General features: G+C 52.3%; 20 protein-coding genes. 11 read left to right on the plus strand and 9 right to left on the minus strand.

Annotated elements, in window-relative coordinates:
- Positions 1–223 precede the first annotated feature (223 nt).
- Positions 224–349, plus strand: coding sequence for a hypothetical protein (locus CRO33_RS24755; RefSeq protein WP_255253253.1), 126 nt, complete (start codon positions 224–226; stop codon positions 347–349).
- 69 nt (positions 350–418) lie between these two features.
- Here the strand turns inward: CRO33_RS24755 and CRO33_RS08115 are convergent, their stop codons facing one another.
- Entirely contained in the window at positions 419–670 is a 252-nt protein-coding gene (locus tag CRO33_RS08115) for a hypothetical protein (RefSeq protein ID WP_034822671.1), read from the minus strand.
- 225 nt (positions 671–895) lie between these two features.
- Here CRO33_RS08115 and lepB point away from each other — a divergent pair, with 225 nt between their 5' ends.
- The gene (lepB, locus tag CRO33_RS08120; RefSeq protein ID WP_097117754.1) at positions 896–1,831 is read left to right on the plus strand and encodes a signal peptidase I; all 936 of its coding nucleotides are present in this window, start codon (positions 896–898) and stop codon (positions 1,829–1,831) included.
- Positions 1,832–1,872: 41 nt separating this feature from the next.
- Here lepB and CRO33_RS08125 read toward each other — a convergent pair whose 3' ends face one another.
- A complete protein-coding gene (locus CRO33_RS08125; RefSeq protein WP_072016973.1) occupies positions 1,873–2,058 on the minus strand; it encodes a general stress protein in 186 nt (61 codons plus the stop codon).
- 198 nt (positions 2,059–2,256) lie between these two features.
- Between CRO33_RS08125 and CRO33_RS08130 the strand changes: the two genes are divergently transcribed.
- The 4 genes from CRO33_RS08130 (at position 2,257) to CRO33_RS08145 (ending at position 7,200) form a co-directional block, all read left to right on the plus strand.
- Entirely contained in the window at positions 2,257–2,859 is a 603-nt protein-coding gene (locus tag CRO33_RS08130) for a LuxR C-terminal-related transcriptional regulator (protein ID WP_097117755.1), read from the plus strand.
- A gap of 134 nt (positions 2,860–2,993) precedes the next feature.
- On the plus strand, positions 2,994–3,716 hold the full coding sequence (locus CRO33_RS08135) for a YoaK family protein (protein ID WP_058961215.1): 723 nt from the start codon (positions 2,994–2,996) through the stop codon (positions 3,714–3,716).
- A gap of 205 nt (positions 3,717–3,921) precedes the next feature.
- On the plus strand, positions 3,922–5,790 hold the full coding sequence (gene bglF / locus CRO33_RS08140; protein ID WP_097117756.1) for a PTS beta-glucoside transporter subunit IIABC: 1,869 nt from the start codon (positions 3,922–3,924) through the stop codon (positions 5,788–5,790).
- 15 nt (positions 5,791–5,805) lie between these two features.
- Positions 5,806–7,200 (plus strand): glycoside hydrolase family 1 protein, encoded by a 1,395-nt coding sequence (locus tag CRO33_RS08145; RefSeq protein ID WP_097117757.1) that lies wholly within the window; start codon positions 5,806–5,808, stop codon positions 7,198–7,200.
- Positions 7,201–7,230: 30 nt separating this feature from the next.
- Here CRO33_RS08145 and licT read toward each other — a convergent pair whose 3' ends face one another.
- On the minus strand, positions 7,231–8,094 hold the full coding sequence (gene licT, locus CRO33_RS08150) for a BglG family transcription antiterminator LicT (RefSeq protein ID WP_097117758.1): 864 nt from the start codon (positions 8,092–8,094) through the stop codon (positions 7,231–7,233).
- Positions 8,095–8,515: 421 nt separating this feature from the next.
- On the opposite strand from licT, the gene CRO33_RS08155 reads away from it, so the two are divergent.
- From CRO33_RS08155 to CRO33_RS08165, 3 genes are read left to right on the plus strand one after another with little or no spacing between them, the layout of a single operon-like run.
- The gene (locus CRO33_RS08155) at positions 8,516–9,124 is read left to right on the plus strand and encodes an ATP-dependent Clp protease proteolytic subunit (protein ID WP_097117759.1); all 609 of its coding nucleotides are present in this window, start codon (positions 8,516–8,518) and stop codon (positions 9,122–9,124) included.
- A gap of 25 nt (positions 9,125–9,149) precedes the next feature.
- On the plus strand, positions 9,150–9,464 hold the full coding sequence (locus tag CRO33_RS08160; RefSeq protein WP_034822684.1) for an ArsR/SmtB family transcription factor: 315 nt from the start codon (positions 9,150–9,152) through the stop codon (positions 9,462–9,464).
- Positions 9,461–9,796 carry an SRPBCC family protein gene (locus tag CRO33_RS08165; protein ID WP_097117760.1) on the plus strand — a complete coding sequence of 112 codons (336 nt, stop codon included), beginning with the start codon at positions 9,461–9,463 and terminating at the stop codon, positions 9,794–9,796. The genes CRO33_RS08160 and CRO33_RS08165 overlap by 4 nt, the downstream gene beginning before the upstream one ends.
- Positions 9,797–9,866: 70 nt before the next feature.
- Here CRO33_RS08165 and CRO33_RS24945 read toward each other — a convergent pair whose 3' ends face one another.
- The 3 genes from CRO33_RS24945 to CRO33_RS08175 all read right to left on the minus strand — a co-directional run bounded on the left by CRO33_RS24945 (position 9,867) and on the right by CRO33_RS08175 (position 12,778).
- Positions 9,867–10,136 (minus strand): hypothetical protein, encoded by a 270-nt coding sequence (locus tag CRO33_RS24945; protein WP_369682971.1) that lies wholly within the window; start codon positions 10,134–10,136, stop codon positions 9,867–9,869.
- 15 nt (positions 10,137–10,151) lie between these two features.
- Complete coding sequence (locus CRO33_RS08170) at positions 10,152–11,069, minus strand: MFS transporter (RefSeq protein ID WP_369682972.1); 918 nt, start codon at positions 11,067–11,069, stop codon at positions 10,152–10,154.
- A 71-nt stretch (positions 11,070–11,140) separates the two neighbouring features.
- Positions 11,141–12,778, minus strand: a complete 1,638-nt coding sequence (locus CRO33_RS08175) for a methyl-accepting chemotaxis protein (protein ID WP_097117761.1) — start codon at positions 12,776–12,778, stop codon at positions 11,141–11,143.
- Positions 12,779–13,068: 290 nt separating this feature from the next.
- Here CRO33_RS08175 and CRO33_RS08180 point away from each other — a divergent pair, with 290 nt between their 5' ends.
- Complete coding sequence (locus CRO33_RS08180; protein ID WP_097117762.1) at positions 13,069–13,476, plus strand: type II toxin-antitoxin system RelE/ParE family toxin; 408 nt, start codon at positions 13,069–13,071, stop codon at positions 13,474–13,476.
- Entirely contained in the window at positions 13,448–13,786 is a 339-nt protein-coding gene (locus CRO33_RS08185) for a helix-turn-helix domain-containing protein (RefSeq protein ID WP_034822694.1), read from the plus strand. The genes CRO33_RS08180 and CRO33_RS08185 overlap by 29 nt, the downstream gene beginning before the upstream one ends.
- A gap of 33 nt (positions 13,787–13,819) precedes the next feature.
- Here the strand turns inward: CRO33_RS08185 and glgX are convergent, their stop codons facing one another.
- The 3 genes from glgX to treZ are packed head-to-tail and all read right to left on the minus strand — an operon-like array spanning position 13,820 to position 20,213.
- Complete coding sequence (gene glgX, locus CRO33_RS08190; protein ID WP_097117764.1) at positions 13,820–15,895, minus strand: glycogen debranching protein GlgX; 2,076 nt, start codon at positions 15,893–15,895, stop codon at positions 13,820–13,822.
- 41 nt (positions 15,896–15,936) lie between these two features.
- Positions 15,937–18,432, minus strand: a complete 2,496-nt coding sequence (gene treY / locus CRO33_RS08195; protein WP_097117765.1) for a malto-oligosyltrehalose synthase — start codon at positions 18,430–18,432, stop codon at positions 15,937–15,939.
- Positions 18,429–20,213: a malto-oligosyltrehalose trehalohydrolase gene (treZ, locus tag CRO33_RS08200; protein ID WP_097117766.1), complete on the minus strand. Its 1,785-nt coding sequence runs from the start codon at positions 20,211–20,213 to the stop codon at positions 18,429–18,431. Before treZ ends, treY begins: the two co-directional genes overlap by 4 nt.
- Positions 20,214–20,305 lie beyond the last annotated feature (92 nt).

Here is a 20,305-nt window from a genome sequence, read left to right on the forward strand (position 1 = left end):
TCTCTCTAATTATAGAGTGTGTTAATCAATTGAAATTTTTGATTAATTACCCTGTAATTTCGAAATAAACGAAGCATGTAGTTTATAAAGTAAGATTTTCTAGTGGTTAAAATATTTTATAAAATATCCTACGCTTGATTCACAAAATCGCGTATTTTCTACACCGTATCAATCATCACCCCACTAAACTACTTATACCCAATCAGGGTGAATGGAGGTATATATGTCAGAACGTCCAGATCCAGATGATGTTAAGCCGCTGCCTGGCGACGATTTACCCTTACCCGATGAAGAGGGTGATGAGACTGACGATCGTGATCTACCTGATGATCAAAAACCGATGATCTGATTCTCAATTCAGAGCCGCGTAAGCGGCTCTTTTGCGTAATTTGCAAGGGTATTATTGCGGTACAGCATTTCAATCATTGGATGATGCATCATCTTTAATGTATTGCCGTATCGCTTCATGCATGGCTCGGTTACGGTCAACTTCCAGTCCGCGCTCTTCATACTCTTTAGCCATATTAATAATGACTTCATCATATTTCCCTTTGAAGGTGATGTTATTCACCGCGACCTGTTTAATCATCAGTTCACGTAACACCTCAGTTTCGATTTTTAAACGCTGAACCGTTTCTTCAAGTTCCTTTATTCTCTCTTCGGTGGACATTATCACTCCCTATTAAGTTATGTAGATTAAGCAAGCCACATTATTGAAAAGAATATGGCATTGAAAAGCCTATAACTCAAGCCTCACCATTCGCATCATATTAAGCGAGCCGTAAAGCACAGATAGGAGAGCGATAACCTAACATTTGGTTTATATTGACGGCGCAAATTAACGAGCCGCAATGATTGATGCGGATGAATAACGCGGCAGCGCTGGAACCCTCTTATGATGAACATCTTCGCCCTGATACTGGCCATTGCTGTGGTTTTTAGCGGCCTGAGTTGGACATACAGGCTTTGGGCTTTGACGCGCATCACCGTTGAGAAAAACCAGGCAGAATCTTCGCTCATACAGCAGGGTAAAACTCAGCGCCTCCCGAGTTGGCTGGATACGCCCGCATCGCTCTTTCCGTTACTGGTCATCGTGTTACTGGTTCGGGCCTTTGGCTGGGAGCCTTTTCGCATTCCTTCTGGATCCATGATGCCAACTCTACTCACCGGCGACTGGGTGCTGGCAGATAAATATTCATACGGGCTGCGAAATCCATTCAATCAGAAAACGTTGCTTGCCACCGGACACCCTAAACGTGGTGATATTGCGATATTTACGTTTCCTCAGGACGAAACGCAGTTGTTCATTAAAAGAGTGATCGGTTTGCCCGGTGACAAAGTCATCTTCAATCCAGCCTCACAACAGCTCACTGTTTTCTCTTTTTGCCAGGACCATCAATCTTGTGCACCAGCGCTAGCCATTCATTACAGTGCGCTCAAAGCGGGCGAGTTCGTCGAGACTGCCGGAATGCATCCGGGCTTTTATGCCAGACCAATTGGCGAGGAAAAGCCTTCTGAACAGCGTCTACTGATGGGCACTGAAACGCTGGTGGGGGTGACGCATCGCATTTTGCAGAAGCCTGAATTGACTGTTTCATCATCGGCGTTTTTCCATCAACCAGGTCAGCAGACTGGAGAGTGGGTGGTGCCGGCGGATAGCTATTTTATGATGGGGGATAATCGTAACAACAGCTATGACAGCCGCTATTGGGGTTTTGTCCCTGAGCGTAATCTGGTAGGCAAAGCGGTGGCGATTGGATTTAGTATGGAAAAACAGGAAGGGCAGTGGCCGACAGGGCTGAGGCCAGGTCGCATCGGGCGGATCAATTAAGAGAAGATGCCAGTCCCTGGCAGAACAAATCCTAAAGCGCTTTACTCAGACTTTGTTGGAGGACGGCGACTTATCTTGCCTCCTTTCCGACCCGCTTCAACGGCGCGTTCAGGATCGTTTCTGAAGTTGCCTCCACTGGCTTTGCCTCCCGCTTTACCAGCTTCTCTTGCGCGTGCCGGATCGTTAGCAAAATTCCCTGCACCGCCTCTGTAGCTCTGTTGTTTCATAGGAAGACCTCATATCAATGTTCCGTGAGAGATAAGGACTAGCTAGTCACTCCATAATTTTAGTGCGCAATTGCGGCTTCGCCAGCACGGGATAATTAATATTTTGTAGTCTTTATCGCACAAAAAAAGAAATGTTGTCCGATTTAAAATAGCCACTAATCACGATTAAATGGTTTTTTAATTGTTTAAGTAATAAACATGAAAATATTAAATGTTGAAGCCAATTTATGGGCCGCACTTGGCTTAGAAAAGCTATTAATATCTGCAGGTTATCAATTCTTATCCTGCTCATCTTTAAGTGATGCAAAAAAAATATTAATCGATCAATCTATCGAAGTAATGATTATTGAGTTAAAAACCGAAGCGGATGATATTGAATCTTCCTATGCGTTTTTACGCCTGTTGCAGGCACTTTATCCTAGTATCCGCGTGTTGGTACTGACCGACATTAATGATGCTGCGCTGCTTAATTTTCTTGCCCATGAATTTCACTCGGTTTTATTTCTGACAAAAAAATCCTCATTAGCCAGCATTGTTCAAAACGTCAATACACTTGCTGAGAAGAGACCGCATACATCAACACGCAGCCGTGTTCCCTCGCTCTCGCTGCAAGAATTTCACATGCTGAAATGGCTTGCCCGATACAGCAGTCAGCAGGACATAGCCTTGCGTGTCAGACTGAATAACAAAACCATCAGTCACTATAAGCGATCGATTTACGCGAAACTGAATTGTGAGAATAATGTTCAGTTTCATCATCGGCTTACGCAATACGGGTTTAATCGAACCCATGTCGATTAATACCTACACTGACTGTATCCCTCGCTCATAACTCCCTGTTATGCCCGGTTAGTAAAGGGTGTCTTTTGCCTGAGGCTTGAGAATTCCGGCCCGCAGGAGGAAGATATTCCCCTTTGCCAGGGTCGGGAATAGCCATGCTGATCACCTCCGAAAACACGCGCACTTTTAATACGGATACCCGACTCGCCTGCACGCTGGCGGCTGTGGCGGGCGCGCTGAACACAGCTGCATTTGAAACCGTCGGTTTTTTCTCTGCCAACATGACGGGCAACGTCTCGTCACTTTCCGATCATCTGGCGAAAGCAAATCTGCATGTCGGATTGTTCTTCCTGCTCATCGTGCTGCTCTTTATAGCGGGTTCTTCTGTCTCGACCCTGATTATCAACTCCGGACGCAGGCGACAAATTCGCGGGATTTATGCCATCAACATCCTGCTGGAAGGCGTGGCATTATTCGCGCTGGGCGTCATTGAGAGTTGGTTCAGCTTTAGTGAATCGGGCGTATTGCTGGTGCTCAGTTTGAGTTTTTTGATGGGATTACAAAACGCCGTGGTGACCCGGATTTCCAACGCACGCGTGCGCACCACCCATGTCTCCGGTACCGCTACCGACATTGGCATTGAGTTGGCCATGTTGTTTGATGTGCTACGCCGTAAAGAATCCCCGAAAGATGCGCCGCTCTATATCGAGCGTTTAAAACTGCACTTCTTCACGGTGATGGCATTCCTGTTCGGCGGCGTGCTGGGTATTCTGCTGCTGAACGCGCTGAGCTATAAACTGTTAATTTTGATTGGTGTGATGCTATCTGCCCTCGCTTTGTCAGCATTACAACGTGCCGGGCATGCGCTGCACTCCTGAACAATAATTGACGCGCTTCACACATTTCAGCGCGATTTTTGAAAACTGCTTGCTACTTTTTGGCAATGCTCAGCAAGATAACCGTCATTAAGGATTGTTACTGTTCGGCAGGCAAAACCTGAGGCACGCCCTTTCTCGATAGCAGAGGGCGCGCCTCAGGTTTTTTTTTGCGCGAAATTCGAGGCGTTTTGCAGGAGAAAGGAAGATGCAATATCAGGAACTGGCAGATGACATTGTGGCTGGCGTGGGGGGAAAAGACAACATTATCAGCGTGATGCACTGCGCAACGCGCCTGCGCTTCAAATTAAAAGAGAGCCAAAAAGCGCATACCGCCGAGTTGAAAAATAATCCTGGTGTGATCATGGTGGTGGAGAGCGGGGGACAGTATCAGGTGGTGATCGGCAACCAGGTTGCGGAGGTCTACCGCGCGTTAACGGCACGCTATGCCCTCGACCATGCCGATAACGTGGAGGACACTACGCCACAAAACCTGTTTGCCCGTTTTATCGATCTGGTTTCCGGCATTTTTACACCCTTTATTGGTGTGATGATTGCGACAGGCATCATCAAGGGACTGCTGGCGTTGGCACTGGTGCTCGGTGTGATGGACGCGAGCAGCGGCAGCTACAAAGTGCTGTTTGTTGCCAGTGATGGACTCTTTTACTTCTTGCCGATTCTGCTCGGCTACAGCGCCGGGAAAAAATTTGGCGGTAACCCCTTTGTCAGCATGGCGATTGCCGCAGCGCTGGTGCATCCGTTGATACTTGAAGCGATGCAACAGCAGCAGGCAGGAAAGCCACTGACCTTTGTCGGTATCCCGCTGGAAATACTCAATTACAGCTCCTCGGTGATCCCAATTATCTTTGCTGCGTGGGTCTCAAGCCTGATTGAGCGTTGGGTACATCCGCGTTCACCCGGTGCGGTGCGTAACTTCACTACGCCGCTGGTGTGCTTGCTAATCACCGTGCCGCTCACTTTTCTGGCGATTGGCCCGGCAGCCACCTGGCTCAGCCGCTTGCTGGCGGAAGGCTATCTGTGGATTTACAGCCTCAGCCCCATGGTTGCAGGAGCGGTGATGGGCGCGATCTGGCAAATCTGTGTGATATTCGGTCTGCACTGGGGTCTGGTGCCGATCATGCTCAATAATCTGGCCAACTTCGGTCACGACACCCTACTGCCATTACTGATGCCGGCGGTATTAGGACAGGCGGGCGCGACATTGGGGATCTTCCTGCGCACGCGTGATATCAAACTCAAAGCGATGGCGGGATCGGCATTAACTGCCAGCATTTTTGGTATCACTGAGCCCGCAGTGTATGGCGTTACGCTGCCGCGTCGTCGTCCGTTTATCTTCGGCTGTATCGGTGGCGCGCTGGGTGCCGCCATTCTGGGCTTCTGGCACACCACCATTTACTCCTTTGGCTTCCCCAGTATTTTCACGTTTATTCAGGTCGTGCCCAGCACGGGTATTGATGCCAGCGTGCTGGCGTCCTTTGCCGGTGCAGCGGTCGCGCTAGTTTTCGCCTGTGCCATGACCTATGTGTTTGGTTTACGAGAGTCTGCGGCACAACCTGTTGTGGCTGAACCCGTCGCCGATCCCGCGCCTGCGACATTAACGCGCCGTGAAAGCGTGGTGAGCCCGATTGCGGGTGACGTATTGCCGCTGGAGAAAGTCAAAGATGAAACTTTCGCCAGCGGTTTACTCGGCAAGGGCGCGGCTATTCTGCCGCACGTGGGCCGCGTAGTATCGCCGGTCAATGGCGTAGTTTCCTCCATGTTCCGCACCGGACATGCGATTGGCCTGACGTCAGATCAAGGCGCGGAAGTGCTGATCCATGTTGGACTCGATACCGTCAAACTCGACGGGCAATATTTCCGTCCTCAGGTACAAAACGATCAGCCAGTGAAAGTGGGCGATGTGCTATTGGAGTTTGATATTGAGGCGATCAAAAAAGCTGGATTCGACCTCACCACACCGGTGCTGGTGAGCAACAGCGATGAATTTATTGATGTATTAACCCTGAACAACAGCGCAGTGAGTGAAGGCTCGCCGCTGCTGGCCGTGCTGAAATAACCAAGGAGCAAGTAAATGACTACACGTTTCCCGGATGCATTTTTATGGGGTGGCGCCGTTGCCGCCAATCAGGTGGAAGGTGCCTGGCAGGAGGGCGGTAAAGGGCTATCGACCTCGGATCTGCAACCCAAAGGTATTTTTGGCGCGCGCGTTGAACGCAGCGGCAATGATTTTGGCATCAAAGACACGGCGATTGATTTCTATCATCGCTTCCCGGAAGACATCAAGCTGTTCGCAGAGATGGGCTTTACCGTTCTGCGTACCTCGATTGCCTGGACGCGTATTTTCCCGCAGGGCGATGAAGCTCAGCCAAACGAGGAGGGATTGGCCTTTTACGATCGTTTGTTTGATGAGATGGCAAAGTACAACATCACTCCGCTAGTGACGTTGTCACATTACGAAATGCCTTTTGGCTTGATCAAAAAATATGGCGGCTGGGGCAATCGCATCACCATTGATTGTTTTGAACGCTATGCGCGCGCGGTATTCACTCGCTTCCAGCATAAAGTGAAGCTGTGGCTGACGTTCAATGAAATCAACATGTCATTGCATGCGCCCTTTACTGGCGTTGGATTACCGGAAGAGAGCGATCAACAGGCGATTTATCAGGCGATTCATCATCAGCTGGTGGCGAGCGGCCGCGCCGTACAAGCCTGCCATGAGATTGTTAAGGACGGTAAGATCGGCAATATGCTGCTGGGAGCGTTGCTCTATCCGCTCAGCTGCCGTCCGGCCGATGTGTTGGAAACGCTGCAGCAGAATCGCGAGTGGTTATTCTTTGGTGATGTACAGGTGCGCGGTGCCTATCCGGCTTACATGAAACGCTTCTTCGCCGATCGCGGAATCACCGTCAGCATCACGGATGAGGACAAACGCGACCTGCGCAACACTGTGGATTACATCTCCTTAAGTTATTACATGACCGGTTGCGTCACCACCAATGAAGAAGAGAACCAGAAAGCGCAGGGCAATATCTTGTCGATGGTGCCGAATCCGCATCTCGCCAGCTCAGAGTGGGGATGGCAGATTGATCCGGAAGGTCTGCGTATTCTGCTTAACATCTTGTACGACCGTTATCAGAAGCCGCTATTTATTGTGGAAAATGGCCTGGGTGCCAAAGATGTGGTTGAGGCCGATGGCAGCATCAATGACGATTACCGCATCCAGTATCTCAATGATCACTTAGTGCAGGTGCGGGAAGCGATTGAAGATGGTGTGGAAGTGATGGGCTACACCTGCTGGGGACCGATTGACCTGGTCAGCGCTTCTAAAGCCGAGTTCTCGAAGCGTTACGGTTTCATTCACGTTGATCGTGATGATGCGGGCAACGGCACGCTGGAACGCTCGCGTAAAAAGAGCTTCTTCTGGTATCAGGATGTGATCCGTAGCCACGGCGCGGCATTGAAATAAACCCGCTAACGGGCGCGCTGGCGCCCGTTTTTACGCCTCGTCGGCATCTTCCTGCAACGCTAATGTCTCTTTGCGAACTCGCTCAATATGGATGGTGAGAAACATGCGCTCTTCCGCCGAGAGGGCATAGAGATATTTTTGCTGGATGTGGCTGTCAATCTTCACCGCGCATTGATAAGCAATCGGATATTTGTCACGCACCACATCATGCAATGACTCATCTTCGCTGCACACACCGCGTTTTCCCAGCATGCGCTGGGCAAAAAACTTCAAGTGGTTAACGAAGCGGTTATAGCTCAGGCTGTCGGTGCGGTAATCCAGCTGCAACCGATACTTCACGATATGCAAAATCTCCTGCATAAATTGCGTCACATGAGAGACATCGGCAAAGTCGCTGCCCAGTTGCGCGTTGACTAAGTGCAGGGCGATAAAGCCTGCTTCATCGTCAGGCAACACCACCCCGAGGCGTTTGTTGATCAGGGCCAGTGCTTCCATGCCAATCGCGAACTCTTTGGGGTAGAGCGTTTTGATCTCCCACTTCAATACATTACGAATCGGAATGCCTTGCTGATGGCGTTCAATCGCGAAATGGCAGTGATCGCACAGCGCAATCGAGAGGCTCTCATGCAGCGGCTGACCCAACTGTTGACGTGCGCTGGCGATGATTAACTCGCTGGTTGTGATGACTTCCAGTGGGATATCAGAAAGCAACTCGCTTAGCCTTCCTGTCAGGGTGTCACTCTGCAGTGCGAAGACTTTTTCAATCTGCTGCGCATCCAGCGCATCACCCACACGCTTCTGAAAAGCCAGCCCGCGACCCATCACGACTTGTTCTTTGCCGTTCTCGCCCAATACGACCACGACATTGTTATTGAGGATCTTCGCGATTTTCATTTTTATCAGCCCTGAAAAAGAAAAAACCTGACCCACCGGGAGGGCGGCGTGTCAGGTTTTGCCTGCGTTTGCGCGCAGTAACAATCTGGCGAGATCATAAGCCGCTCTGTGATTCCGACAAGCATACTGACCGTTAAATGTGAGACACGTCATGTTTTATTGCGCCGCGAAGCGATGGAGGAAAAACAGGGCAATGGCCCCTGAAGCCGCGTCTGCACTGATGTTATGCAACCTCTTAAAAATTGATCAAAAAGAGGAGAATTTGAAATAACAATATTCAATCAATAAATCAGGTCAAGGGCATCTTGTCAGTTCCCTAATAATGACTTTTATTGTCAAAATATCATTCTGTTACTCGCTCGCTAAGTAGATAAGTAGGTGCTAATGTGTTTGGTGTCCCCATCTTTTGCGGAGTGATTCCATGCGCGACAGTAACACCGAACCTTCTGAACCGGCAGCACCGCCACTTAACCCATCGCTGATGGAACATCTGATCAACACACGCAAGATTTTCATTACCGGCACCGTGGATGAAAAAATGGCCAAAGAGGTGGTTCAGCATCTGCACATCCTCGCCGCCATCAGCGATCGACCGATCACGATCTTTATCAACTCTCCCGGTGGTCATGCTGAGTCGGGCGATATGATTTTTGATGCCATACGCTTTATCACCCCCGAAGTGATCATGATTGGTTCTGGTTGTGTGGCCAGCGCAGGTGCGTTGATTTATGTCGCCGCCAACAAAGCAAATCGCTATGCGTTACCCAACACCCGTTTTCTTCTGCATCAGCCTTCCGGCGGCATGCAAGGCCCCGCCAGCAATATGCAGATTTACAGTAATGAAATCGTGCGCATGAAAAATCGCCTCAATCATATTTTCGCGGATGCCACCGGGCAGGCGATTGAGAGGATTGAGCAAGATACTCAGCGCGATTTCTGGTTGAGTGCGGAGCAGGCGGTGGAATACGGTTTGGTGTCGAAAGTGATCGTCACCGAGCAAGAGATCGCCGCGCATTATCTTGCCGCTTAAATAAGTCAGTGCTAATGTCATCAACATGATTGAAAATGCGATATTCAAAGCACTGGCGGATCCGACCCGCCGTGCCATATTTGAAAAGCTGTCGGTGGGGCGCATGAATGCCACGGCGTTGCGCGACGGGATGGAGATCAGCCAATCGGCGATGTCTCAACATCTCGCGGTGTTACGGGGTGCGGGGCTGGTGCGTGAAGAGCGGCAAGGGCGCTTTGTGAACTATGAAGTTGACCCGGTGGGCATGACGTTTCTGGTCAACTGGCTAGCCAAATATCGCGCGTTTTGGCCGACACGCATTGATGCCCTGAAAAGTTTGCTGAAGGATATGGATCAATGAGTGAAGCCGAAAAATCCAACGAACTGGTACAAGAGTATCAACTGGATGCGACGCCGGAGAAAGTGTGGCGCGCTATCAGTATTGCGGAGTACCGGGAAGCCTGGCTACCCAACGCTGTATTAGCGGAGGCTGAACCTGTTGACTGCGAACCTGGAAAATCGATCCGTTACCGGTTACGTGATGACGCACCACCTTACCTGAAGAGTGACGTGACGTTTCTAATCGCGCCCGATGACGCGGGTGGCACCCGATTGACTATCGTCCATCGCCTTGCTGATCTGCACTTGCAGGCCGCAAATGATGAAAATGGTCGATTGATGCTGGCGGCATAGCCTCGGGCTAATTTTTTTAGCGCGCCTTATTCCCAAACGTACATTTCTGGCGGCCCGAAGGCCGCCAGCTTTACACGGGTTGATCAGCCTCATTCGCATCACGAGATCCTGCCGCGCCCGCACAAACTAACGCCAGCAGCACCATCACCAGCACCGGCAACATCGCCATGCGCAGACCCGCGTGTTCACCAATAAACCCCAGTCCTGGCGGTCCCACCAGAAAGGCCAGATAACCAAGCGTTGCGGCGATGGTCACGCGAATCGCGCTGTTTTTGCCATCGCCCGCAGCGGTGACGGTCAGTGGGAAGCCAAGCGAAGCGCCAATTCCCCAGAACAACACCGCCGCTGCCGCCAGCTATTGGTTGTTGGAGAAAATCACCATCGCCAGACCCAGGGCGGCTGAGAATGCGCTGGCGCGTAATACCAGCACACGGCCCAGGCGATCCACCACATATCCGCCAAGGAAACGTCCCACGGTCATGCCCGCAGTGAAACCCGCGTACACCAGCGTGCTTTGCGTGTGATTAAGATTATGACCATCGATCATCAGTAACGGTAGCCAGTCATTGGCAGAGCCTTCTGCCAGCGCCATCGCCAAAATCACCACCCCAAGGATCAGCAGTTGGCGATCGCGCAGCTCGCGTCCGACCTGAGCGAGGAAGCCGCCGCTGTGCGCCTGTTCATGTCGTTCGCTGTCGCTGGTGGCGGGTAAATGACGCAGGGCTGCGGAGACAATCAGCAGGTTCACCAGCACCACGAAGGCAAAGTGCCAGGTGATGCTGACATCAACTGCCGTCATGGCAAGTCCTGACAGCGCGCCAATCAGCGTGCCAAAGCTAAAGAAGCCGTGAATGGTGGTCATGATCGATTTGCCAATCAGACGCTCAAACGCTGCGCCTTCAACGTTTATCACGACATCGATTAACGCTGTCCCTCCGCCCATTAACACCAGGCTGGCGAACACACCGTACGCGCTGTGCAGTAGAAGGGCAGCTAACATGACTGCGACGCCACTCAACAGCAGCACAAAGCCATAACGCATGACACGGCTAGTGCCAAAGTGGGTGATGAGTTTTCCTGCCAGCAGAACGCACAGCATTGAGCCACAGGAAAAGCCGAACAGGATCATGCCCATCATTTCCGTGGAAGCATGCAGAATATCGCGCATGTAAGGCGTACGACTCACCCACGAAGCCCAGGTGAAACCGGGTAAAAACATTAGGCCGTAGATCGCCCATTTACCGCGTAGCTGTTGCTGTAAATCCATATTCATCCCCATCCATAAATTAGCGGAAAGGGTAACAGAAAGGCTCCCCGCGTGCGCGACGCGGGGAGAAACAGTGATTAAAAACTCTGCCAGTCGGCGTCATTAACCACCGCTAAACGCTGTGGCTTGGGGTGCGATGGCGTACGGATGATGGTTTGTGGAACGTCAATGACATCGCTGACATGGAATTTACCGACCAACTGATTCAGGTTACCCGCCTGCTCTTGCAGCGATTGCGAAGCGGCCGCGGCTTGTTCCACTAAGGCGGCGTTCTGCTGGGTAACATCATCCATCTGATTAACCGCTTGCTGCACCTGAACGATGCCCTGGCTCTGCTCCACGGCAGCCGCAGCGATCTCACTCACCAACTGACTCACCTGGTGAATGGCATCATTCATCACGTCCATATTGCGGCCCACATCACTGGCTTGCGTGGCACCCGATTCGGTTAAACGATGAGATTCCTCAATCAGCACTTTGATCTCGCGTGCTGCGTTGCTTGAGCGCTGAGACAGGCTGCGCACTTCACCGGCAACCACCGCAAAGCCTTTGCCGTGTTCACCGGCGCGCGCCGCTTCAACCGCCGCGTTCAAGGCCAGAATGTTGGTCTGGAAAGCGATACCTTCTATGATTGAGACAATCTCAGTCACTTTGCGCGAGCTGCCACGAATCTCGTCCATGGTCGACAGCATGGTGGTGAGCGAGGTTCCATTTTTCTCTGACAGCGCGCGGGCATTGGCTGCCAGCTGGCTCGCCTGCCGGGTGTTGTCCGCCGTTTGGCGCACCGTCTCACTGAGTTCCGTCATGCTGGCAGCCGTTTGCTCCAGCGATGCCGCTTGCTGTTCGGTGCGTGAAGAGAGGTCTTCATTGCCCGCTGAAATCTGCACTGAAGCGCTGCTCACGGACTGAGACGCTTTACGCACTGAAGAGAGGGCTTCAGAGACGCGCTGCATCAAAATATTGAAGGAGTGTGCCATATTGCCCACTTCATCTCGCCGGCTTTCATCGGCGCTTAAAGTCAGATCGAGGTTCTCGCTGGCCGCCAGCATGACCTTACCTACCGCGCCCAAACTGCGGCGAATACGCATCACCGTAAACAGCGAGAATAGGCCGAAGATCACCACTGTCGCCGCAACACCTGCAACGGTGGCCCAAAAGACAAAATGGAAGGTGCTTTGATTGGTGGCGCGCAATGCGTCGCCCGCAGTAATGTTGAGTGCCTGTTGAGTTTGATAATCAGCGATCATCTGACGAATGGCGGCACCCACACCACTATCTCCTTCCAGCAAACTCAGGCTCACTTCATTCTGGTGAGCACGTGACGCTGTAAGAAATGCAGGTAACTGCGATGCAACGCGCTGGATGTTATCAAAAGCGATGTTAGTCAGGCGTTTGTCTTCCTCATTCGAAATATCGTTTGCCATGTAGTAATCGGTCAGCGCTTTCAGTCCATTGATTTGCTCATCGATCTGTTTTTCTACGGCAGGCATGTTGCTGTCGTGAATCTGGCTCTGGTGTTTGTACAGCGTAATGGCCAGCTGGTTACTTTGATCGATCAGTTTGCCGATGTCCTTAATCGAAGGAATGGCGTTAGTTTGCACAAATTCAAAACGGTCCTGAAATCCTGACAGTAGCGAGAGCGCAAGAATCGCCTGCAGGATGATGGCGCCAAACAACATGGAAAGGGTCAGCAAGAGACGCTGGGAGATGGTCATCTAATTATCCTTAATCTAAAAGCACCCCTGGTTCAGGAAAATCAGGGAATAGGGCAGATTAATAACCATCGGCAGAATGCGAGATTTAGTTAATTATTTTTTATTGCACGGTGATGGAGATCAAATCATACGTAGCGAAGGCGCAACATTTTTAGCCATTCTCACGATTTTAAATAGATCCAGTGAAATATGTTGTGCGACAGATTCAGAAATCCTAACAAGCCGATATTGTCGCGAGGTCGTAATCGTTATTATAATAATCATTACGGGTAAAGGTTAAGGGCTAAGGAATGGCGATTTATGTACATAAACGTTTTGATCGGAATTTCAAAAAGGCCAGTCTTCATGATGCTGACCTTTGCCATGCTGCTGCGGAAGTCAAAAGGGGCGAGTTTGAAGCTGACCTGGGGGGAGGCGTGATTAAAAAGCGTATAGCACTGAGTAAGGGGAAAAGTGGTGGTGCCCGGTCGGTGATTTTCTTCAAAAGGGGAAACACACTATTTTTTTATGACGGCTGGACTAAAGGCGAGTTGCATAAGAAAAATGCCAAAGAGATCGAGGATGACGTGTTGGCAACGTATAAAATCCTTGCGAAAGGCTACTTACAAGCGAGTGCGGCAGACCTGCTACAGCTTAAAAATCGTGGGACATTCAGAGAGGTAAACTGCGATGAAAACTACACCAGCAACATTGGATGAGATGATTGAAGATGCGGAAGAGTTGCGAGGATTAGGCCTACTTTCTGATGAAGATGTCTCTCAGATTGCCACGCGAATCTCTGCAAGTGAGTATCGCAAGCGTGTTGCAGCTGTACATGATATGACCGGTCTGGAAATTAAACTCATGCGTAAACAGTATGGCCTGAGTCAGGCATTACTGGCTTATACCTTAGGTATGACAGTGGATAGCGTTTCAAAGTGGGAGCGAGGAGAAATCAAGCCGAGTGGCCCGGCACTGCGTATCTTAAATACACTGGCTGCTAAAGGCCCTGATGCATTTGTTGTTTAAAGGGGAAACTGGACTCCAGTTTCCCCTTTAAAATTATGGCCTTCTAAACAGCGCCATGCTGCGGCCTTCCAGTTCGAAATCCTTCTCTTTGGTAATCACCAGCCCTTTTTTAGCCGTATCGGAGGTGGTGAGTTCCAGTACCCAACCGCCTTCGCCAAATTGTGGGATGCGGAAGGGCACGTTGCCTTCAAACGGATTGAACAACATCAACACATCGTGCCAGATGCCTTCTTCGGTTTGCAGGTCCGGACGGCCAATGTAGACGCCAAGCGTGCTGCCCTCATCCCATTGGTCTGCCTGCTGGAAGCCGCCGCCAGCGTTAAACCATTTTATGTCCATACCGTCGCGCCAGTTTTCACGGCGCAGCAACGGCTGTTTCGCCCTTAACGCCAGCAAATGGCGAGTGAATTCGCGTAAGGCATCCGCGGACTCCGGCAAGTTTTCCCAATGCAGCCAGGAGATTTCACTGTCCTGACAATATCCATTGTTGTTGCCCATTTGGCTGCGGCCAAACTCGTCGCCCGCCAGCAGCATCGGCGTGCCGTGTGAGAACAGCAGCGTCGCGAGGAAGTTACGCTTTTGCCGCTCACGCACCGCGTTGATGCCTTCGTCATCGGTCGGGCCTTCCGCGCCGTAATTGTACGAACGATTATCGTTATGACCGTCATTGTTATCTTCACCGTTCGCGTCGTTATGTTTCTCGTTGTAAGACACCAAATCGTTGAGCGTGAAGCCATCGTGTGCGGTAAGGAAGTTGATGCTGGCCCAGGGACGACGGCCGCGTTGATCGTAGAGATCGCCTGAACCGAGCAGGCGCGCGGCAAAGTCGGTTGAGACGTTGTCGCCTTTCCAGTATTCACGCACCGTGTCGCGATATTTATCATTCCATTCTGCCCAGCCTGGTGGGAAGCCCCCAACCTGATAGCCGCCGGGGCCAATATCCCAGGGTTCGCCAATCAGTTTCAATTTCGACAGTACCGGGTCCTGCGTCATGGCATCAAAAAAGCCGCCACGCTGGTCGAAACCTTCCGGTTCGCGCCCGAGAATGGTGCCCAAATCAAAGCGAAAACCGTCGATATGCATCGATTCCGCCCAGTAGCGCAGAGAATCCATTACCATCTGCAACACGCGTGGGTGGGAGGTGTTCACGGTGTTGCCAGTACCGGTATCGTTGATGTAGTAGCGATGCTGATCCGGCAAGGTGCGGTAATAGGAGAAGTTATCGATGCCTTTGAACGACAGCGTCGGTCCCAATTCGTTACCTTCCGCCGTATGGTTGTAAACCACGTCGAGGATCACTTCGATACCGGCGTCGTGGAAGGCGCGGACCATGTCACGAAAGCCCTGAATGCCACGCGGGCCAAAGTAGCGCGAGGCCGGGGCAAAAAACGCCAGTGAGTTATAGCCCCAGAAGTTTTTCAGCCCTTTATCAAGCAAATGCTGATCGTCCGGGAACCAGTGCACCGGTAGCAACTCAACCGACGTGACACCGAGGCTTTTGATGTATTCGACGGTGGCTTTGTTGCTCATGCCATCGTAAGTGCCGCGCATTTCAGGGGGTACTGCCGGGTTCAACTGGCTGAAGCCCTTAACGTGTGTCTCATAGATAACGGTCTGTGACCATGGGATAACGGGACGATTACGGTCCTGCCAGTCAAATTCGTTGGGATCGATCACCCGGCATTTTGGCGTAAACGGTGCGCTGTCGCGTTCATCAAAAGTCAGATCTTTATCTTCATGCAGCAGGTCGTAGGCAAAATGCGCATCGTTCCACTGGATATCGCCGCGCAGCTCACGAGCATAGGGGTCGAGCAGCAGTTTGTTGGCGTTGAATCGATGGCCGTTTTCTGGTTCAAACGGGCCATGCACCCGGTAGCCGTAAAGTGCACCGGGCTGCAGACCGGGAATGTAGCCATGCCAGACTTCATGGGTATTCTCCGGCAGATCAAAACGCGCGATTTCGTGCTGACCGCTCTCGTCGTACAGACACAATTCCACACGCTCGGCGAACGCTGAAAACAGGGCAAAATTGACGCCCTCGCCATCATAATTTGCGCCAAGCGTTTGACCCGAACCCGCGATAATTTCTAAAGGCTTTGCGTTAGACATTCATTCCTCTCCATCCGATGAACAGAAATACAGGCTTGTTATTAACTGGCAATCAGCACCAGTGGCGCGTAAGGCGGTAAGTTATCTAAAGAAAGTTGTTCGTTAAGCGCTAAGGTTGCACCACTTAACAGATTGCGATAGTGCCGGTGGGCCAGTGACTCAGGTAAGGGAATGGACGTTTCAGCCCAGGAAGTGCCCTCCAGCATTAAACGAGGCGCCACAACGATGAGGCTGTTTTCACTGTCCTGTCGGGCATAGGCAATCAGATGCTCTGGATGCGCGCCTGTGGCGTACAACGGTTGATAATCGCCGAAACGGAATAGCTGCGGCTTATCCAGGCGCAGGTGTAATAAGCATGCGATGACCTGCTGTTTGAGTTTGCCGCTGCGCCAGTCAGAGGGCTGAGTGAAATCAGGACGGCTGCGATCAACAAGTTGCGCCTCCAGCACGGCGTAATCGGGCTCACGGCGGTTATCGGGATCGACGAGGCTGAAATCCAGCGCTTCGCTGCCCTGATAAATATCCGGGACGCCCGGTGCGGTGAGCTTAATCACGGTCTGTGACAGGCTGTTAACCAGGCCGGCATCAACGAAAGGTTGAATGGCTGTGACGAAGTCCGTCAGGAATGCTGGGTTTTCAGCGGATAGTAGATGTTTTGCATATTCCAGCACCGCCTGTTCGTAAGTTTCGTCGCCATCCGCCCAGTCAGTACGAAGCTTGGCTTCACGCAGCGCTTTCTCCACAAACGGTAAAAAGCGTGCCTCAAGGGTACGCAACCCGTCTTGGTCATCTGGTCGTAAGGTCGTGGGCCACGCACCGGCCAGCGCCTGATACAGCATCCATTCTACCGCCGGTTCGGGGGCCGGGCCTTCGTTCATAGTGAGCACTTTGGATTGATTCAGCTCCCGCCAGCGCGTGACGTTCTCTGCCCAGAGTGCGGGTGCTTCGCTCAGTGAATAGAGTCGGGCACGGGCATCTTCCCCACGTTTGGTATCGTGGGTTGACGTCGTCGAAAGTGCGTCGGGTTGATGATGTAACCGGGTTTGCATCTGCTGGTGGAAGTGTTCCACAGAGAAGGGGTGCGGCAGCGGTTCCGCGCCGACTTCGTTGATGGCAAGGATGGCGTGATTTCGGAAGAACAGGGTGTCTTCCACCGATTTCGCCATCAACGGGCCGGTGAGTTGCTGGAAGCGCGTACGGAATTCAGCGGCATCCGGTTCACTTTGTTCCGAGACCGCACCGAGTAATATGGCCTGCAGGAAGCTGAGTGCAGCGGGAAAAGCACTGAACTTCACCGCTTCCAGTACCTGTTGCAGCAGCGCTTCACCCGCCAAAGGCATGCCCGCCGGGCGACCATAGGTGCGGTAAACCGGGAAGGCGATCAGCATCTCGCGCAGGGCGACATGCAACTCAGCTTCGCCAAAATTGCGCTGTTCTAAATGTGCCACCCCGGTCGCTATCGCCAGCAGACGTGAAAATTCACCGGCGAAGTTACGGTCAACCATCAATTCACGGGCGGCGCGCAGACCAGCACTGACATCATTCCGCTCTTCGGTGACGGCTTCATAGGCCAGATGCAACGCATCAATCTGGGTATCGTCGATCAACGCATGTGAAAGCGCGGCGATAAACTCATAGCCGGTGGTGCCGGAGATCGGCCATTCAGGCGGGATCTGCTCCTCTTCCGCCAGAATCTTCTCCACCGTGATATAGCAATCCTCACCTGCGGCTCTGCGCAAACGCTGAAGATAACCCTGCGGATCGGCCAGACCATCAACGTGATCGACACGCAAACCACTCACAGCACCGCTGTGAACCAGTTCCAGAATCAGTGCGTGTGAGGCGTTGAACACGGCTTCATCCTCGACCCGCACGCCGACTAGCCCGGTGATTTCAAAGAAGCGTCGGTAAGAGAGATCTTTTCGTGCGTCACGCCAGTTGATCAGCTGCCAGGGCTGCTGCTGATGCAATTCGGCAATCGCTGCGCGATCGTTGATGGCCAGCACCTCATCGGCGCGTCCTTGCCAACTGGCAGGCGTCAGCGGATAGAAGCTGTCGTAGTAAGCCAGCGCCGGATGGCCAGTTTGCGGATGGGGCTTAATGCTCAATTCGTCGTTTTGCAGCACGCGTTCAAAATCATCGCCGAGGAACGGCAATGTGAGGGGACGCGACCAGTCGATATCGAAATAGCGTGCATACTGACTGCTTTCACCATGTTCGATCACATCACGCCACCAGGCATTTTCCAGTGACGCCGCCATATGGTTTGGCACGATATCCAGAATTAAGCCGAGGCCGGCCTGCTGTAATGCCGCCGACAGTCGGTTAAAACCGTCACGTCCGCCCAGCGCAGGATCGATTTCATTGGCATCAGTGACATCGTAGCCGTGCGTGGAATCGGTGGTGGCAGTGAAGATAGGTGAGGCGTAAAGATGGCTGATACCGAGCCGCTGCAAATAAGGTAACAAGGTGATGGCGCGGTCAAAAGTCATGCCGTTGCGGAACTGAATACGGTAGGTTGCTGAAGGAATTGTCATGCTTTTTCTCCCTGTGCCAGACGCACCACAATGGCATGTTGCGGCAACACATCATTCTCCTGCGGCCAGGCAAAGAGGGTTTTGCCTGCCATAGTGGGTAAGGGCTGCGCCTGCTTGCTGATATTCAGTGCCAGCGAGAGTTCACCCTGCGGGAACTGCCAGCTCACCGCGATAAAACCTTTGGCCGTTCTCAGCACTTTGCCACTGTGACCGCCCGCCGTGGCGAGCAGCGGCACAATGTGGCGCTGACGCAAGGCCAACAATTGCTGAGTGAACGCCAGCCAGGCTTTGCCTTTCTCACTTTCCAGCTTGCTCCAGTCGAGTTTCGAGCGGGTGAAAGTTTCTGCCGCGTTGGGATCGGGCACGCTGTCGTCATGCCCCGCATGGCCGGTAAACTCTCGGGCGCGTCCTTCACGTACCGCTTTAGCCAAATCACCATGAAAATCGGTGAAGAACAGGAACGGGTTGGTTTCGCCATACTCCTCGCCCATAAACAGCAGCGGGATATGCGGTGACAGTAACAGCGTGGCCAGCAGCACTTTGGTGCGATCGGCGCCTGCCAGCGTAATCAAGCGGTCACCTTGCGCACGGTTGCCGACCTGATCGTGATTCTGGATGAAATCAACAAAGGCAACCGGAGGCTGTGCCGCACTGGGCACGCCGCGCCGTTGACCGCTCTGCGGCGAGATTTCCCCCTGATAGGCAAAACCTTCCGTCAGAATGCGTGCAATCAGCTTTTCAGGTATGTCAGCGAAATCCTGGTAGTAGGCATGGGTTTCACCGGTGGCAAACACATGAATGGCATTGTGGAAATCGTCATTCCATTCGCCGGTAAACAGCGGCGCATGGCCCTGTTTGTCACGCGGGTGCAGGAAGGTGACATTGCGTGAATCTTCCGTGGTGAGGTGGATAGGGCGGTCCGTTATCTCACGACGAATACGTTCAGCAATCTCAATCAACGCATGTTTGCTGGAGGTATCTTCGATTTGATCGATGGCATCAAAGCGCAGGCCATCGAGGTGATATTCCTGCAACCAGTAGAGTGGCGCTTCCACGATGTAACGACGTGCGGCATCAACATCATATGCGATGCCCGCGCCCCAGGGTGTCATGCGCTCTTTGTGGAAGAAATCAGGGGCCAGCAGCGGCAGATAGTTACCTTCCGGACCAAAGTGATTGAGCACAATATCGAGCACCACCGACAGGCCGTGTCCATGTGCAGCATCCACGAAGGCTTTGAAATCATCCGGCGAGCCGTAAGCGGAGTGCGGTGCGTACAGCAATACGCCGTCATAGCCCCAACCGCGATTGCCCCCAAACTGCGACACCGGCAACACCTCAATCATGGTAATGCCGAGTGCCTGCAAATAGGGCAAGCGGGTAATGGCGGCCTCGAAAGTGCCTTCGGGTGTGAAAGTCCCGATATGCAGTTCGTACACCACGGTTTCTTGCCAGGCGTGTCCGCGCCAATCCGTGTGCTGCCATGCATAATGACGAGGATCGACGACCACGGAAGGGCCATTGACCCCGGATTGTTGCGCGCGAGCGGCGGGATCGGGCACCACCGTGCCATCCGCCAGTACAAAGTTGTAAGTCGCACCAGGTTGTATGCCGCCCAGTTGCCGTTGATACCAGCCATCGTCCGAGGCTGACATAAGATGATCGCCATCGGCGAGACGCAAGGTAATCTGTTGCTGACCCGGTGCCCACAAGCGGAATAGCACGCTGCCATCCGCCTGAATCTCAGCTCCCCAGGATTTCTTAAATGATCTGAATTCCATTCAATTGCCTCGTTTAACCCTCGCAAGGGCAATGGACGACATCAAGCGGTACACGTTCCGTTTAAAGATGCTGACTGAGTACGATATACAGT

It is taken from the genome of Pantoea sp. GL120224-02 (assembly GCF_900215395.1).
In the GTDB taxonomy this organism is placed as follows: domain Bacteria; phylum Pseudomonadota; class Gammaproteobacteria; order Enterobacterales; family Enterobacteriaceae; genus Pantoea; species Pantoea communis.